This window comes from Gordonia sputi NBRC 100414, from assembly GCF_000248055.1.
GTDB lineage: Bacteria > Actinomycetota > Actinomycetes > Mycobacteriales > Mycobacteriaceae > Gordonia > Gordonia sputi.
Map to the genome: position 1 here is coordinate 1 of NZ_BAFC01000020.1, position 2950 is coordinate 2950.

General features: G+C 60.6%; 3 protein-coding genes. 1 reads left to right on the plus strand and 2 read right to left on the minus strand.

Features of this window, described 5'->3' with window-relative positions; all coding sequences use genetic code 11:
- Window positions 1-108 precede the first annotated feature (108 nt).
- A complete protein-coding gene (locus tag GOSPT_RS02410; protein WP_039854469.1) occupies window positions 109-519 on the minus strand; it encodes a MarR family winged helix-turn-helix transcriptional regulator in 411 nt (136 codons plus the stop codon).
- A 242-nt stretch (window positions 520-761) separates the two neighbouring features.
- Here GOSPT_RS02410 and GOSPT_RS02415 point away from each other — a divergent pair, with 242 nt between their 5' ends.
- Window positions 762-1577, plus strand: coding sequence for an alpha/beta fold hydrolase (locus tag GOSPT_RS02415; protein ID WP_005202587.1), 816 nt, complete (start codon window positions 762-764; stop codon window positions 1575-1577).
- Window positions 1578-2105: 528 nt separating this feature from the next.
- Here GOSPT_RS02415 and GOSPT_RS02425 read toward each other — a convergent pair.
- Window positions 2106-2950: hypothetical protein (locus tag GOSPT_RS02425; protein WP_005202588.1), on the minus strand; the 845-nt coding region annotated here is incomplete at its 5' end.

Consider the following 2950-nt stretch of genomic DNA (forward strand, 5'->3'; position numbering starts at 1 on the left):
TATTCGGGTTCGCGTGGTGGGGCGTCATCGCGTACGTGCGCGTCGATGCCGCAGCGACGACCGGAACCCGGCTCGTTAGACGTCGACTACGGGAGCACCGCTGCGCGGTTACGAGGTGCTAGCGGGACGGAGTGCCTCGTCAAGTAACCGGTGGAGGTCATCGAGTTCACCCTGGGTGAGCACACCGAGTGTGCTGGTCAATGTGTGGTCGACTACGTGCGCCGCGTCCGCCAGGAGGCTTTGCCCCTTCGCGGTCATCGTCAGGGTAACGGTGCGACCCTTGCCTGCCTCCCGCTGAACCAGGCCGCGATCCTCCATTCGAGCAGCCAGGGTTCCGAACCCTTGGTCAGACTGAAAGGTCAACTGCGCCAAGGCGTGTAGCGATGCTCCGGGGTGCTGCGACAGGTGCCGCAGCGCGTCCCACTGAACCAGAGTAAGTCCTATGGCGCCCAGCGCAGCGTCGAGTGTTTTGTGGTGTTGGTTCTGCAGCCGCTTGATGAGCAGCGCCACATCCTGCATCGAAGACACCAGCAAACCTTACCGCCCGGTCGCGCATTGCTCAGCATGCTTATATCAACATATTGATATAAGCTGGTGTCACGAGCCTACGGGGTTCCATGCGGACAACTACGGCAGGGAGTGTGTCCGTTCGCACGACTGTGGCGTTTGCATGCGGGTGTCGCCGAGGCACTTTATGAACCTCTCGACTGCCATCTGCCCCATCGATAACACGCACGACCCGCCGAGAAGGAGACAACGACATGAACGCACCAGTGACCACCAAGACCGCTCTTGTCAGCACCGAGGCCGGCATCACACCCGTCAGCTATATCGAACACGGCCACGGCCACCCTTTCGTGGTGCTGCACGGAGGCGCAGGTTCAAACTCGGTCCGCGAATTCGTCAAACTGTTGGCCACCACCCGCGACGCTCGCGTAATCGCTCCGGTCCATCCCGGGTTCGACGGCACCCCGCGGCCTTCCGTATTGACCACCATCAAAGACCTCGCCGCGGTCCACCTTGCGCTGATTGAGAAACTCGACCTCCACGACGTGACCGTGGTGGGCAATTCTGTTGGCGGGTGGACCGCAGCGGAAATGGCCCTCGCCCACAACTCTCGGATAAGCAGTGTCGTACTCGTCAATGCTGTGGGCCTCATCATCGAAGATGATCCCACCAAAGACTTCTTCAGCCTCACCATGGACGAGGTGACCGACATCAGCTACTACAACCCCGACCACTACCGACTCGACACAGCTACACTGCCGGCGGCCGTGCAGCAAAATATGGCTTCGAACAAGGCCACGCTGCGTGCCCTTGCGGGAGTGCAGATGGGCGACCGTACGCTACTCGGGCGGCTCTCACAGATCACCGCACCTGTGCTGGTGGTATGGGGTGCGGCAGACGCAATGGTGCCGATCAGCCACGGGCGGAGGTACGCCACGGCCATCCCCGGTGCCCGTCTCGACGTTATCGCCAACGCAGGTCACCTCCCCCAGGTCGAGACGCCGGACCGCCTCGTGCACGACGTATGGGAGTTCGCAGACGCTCACGCCACCATGCGTCCGCAGCGCTGACTCCCGATCATCACCGCGGCGTGGCGAAATCAGCCACCGTCACACACTCTCCTGAGCGCGCGCAGGCGGGCCACGACCTGTAGCGGGTGGCCGGTACCGCGTCGCTCTGGCTGGCGGATGGGCTCCCCCGACGTCGACCTGTCACTTGAGCATGTCGGACGGGCGAACCCGCGTGGGAAGGTCGCGAACGACGTCGTCCACCGGCCACGAGGTCATTGGGCAACACTGGTTTGCGGAATGGTCGGTGATCAATTCGGCGCAGCTTTTGATAGAGCTCGACGCGCTCAGTCTCATCCGAAATGACGAGACCCAGGTCGGCGGCGTCGCCATCCGCCACTCCTCTCGCACGTTCACATTGTTGTTGTCCATGATCACCGAGATTGGCAAATTGTATTCTTCTTCACCCGATCGGCGAGTCTTGACAGAGCGGCCGATGCGTAGTCGCCTCGAATGGCGGTTTGTCTACTAGGTAAAAACCGTCACTGCGACGTAATTGCGCCTTGCCCTGCAGTTGAGGTAAGTGCTGCGTCAGCGCATCGCGCGGTCGACATAACGCACGATCAAACGCGGTGCGCCGACATCGATTCCTTTTTTGAAAGCTGCGGCGGCACCCATCCCCGCCGCGGCACCTACGCGTTTGTTGTATCGAGCGCTCCAGACTCGCGACCTCGCTGCCTTATATAGATCTCGAGCGACTCCAGCCTGACCGGGCTTGAGCGCGGTCATCATGTTGAACACCAGTTCGACGAGGTCTCTCTGAAAGTACTTTGCGAACGCGGTGACACCGCCGAAAACCGCGGATTGCGCGGCATTAGCTCTTCCATACACTGCCGTAATCTTGGTGGTGCCCGCGATAATCCGCTCCCCGAGCGCAGTGAACTCGGGTCCCGAGTGCGGTACAACGCCCCTTACGATCGCGAATGCCATTGTGAGACAAGCTACGCTCTCAACGACTCGTTGATTTGGCTGGTCGGAATGGAGATCATCCTGGAGCTTGACCATGAACTGGCGCTTGACTATTCGGACAATCGTTTCCTTATCCGCACCTGGATGCTGCCGTTGAAGCTCCGAGACCAAATCCCGTGCGCGGGGAAGCTCCTGACTGAACAACTCGCCGAGCAACTCGGCGGCTTCTTCGGTGCCAAAGTCTTCGGGCACTGCCGTTTGTTCCGAACCCGGCGAGACGGCAAGGAACAGTGCAACGTCGCTCGAAACCAATTTGTCGAGGTCCAGGAGCTGATCGAGTGCTTGTTCCCATGTCATTGGCTCTGCGGGCTTGGTATCGGCCGACGCGAATGCTGAAGCGTAGGCAAGACATCTCTCACGCACTTGCTCGGCGTTCCGAATGAGATGACGTTTCCGCACTCGAGCTT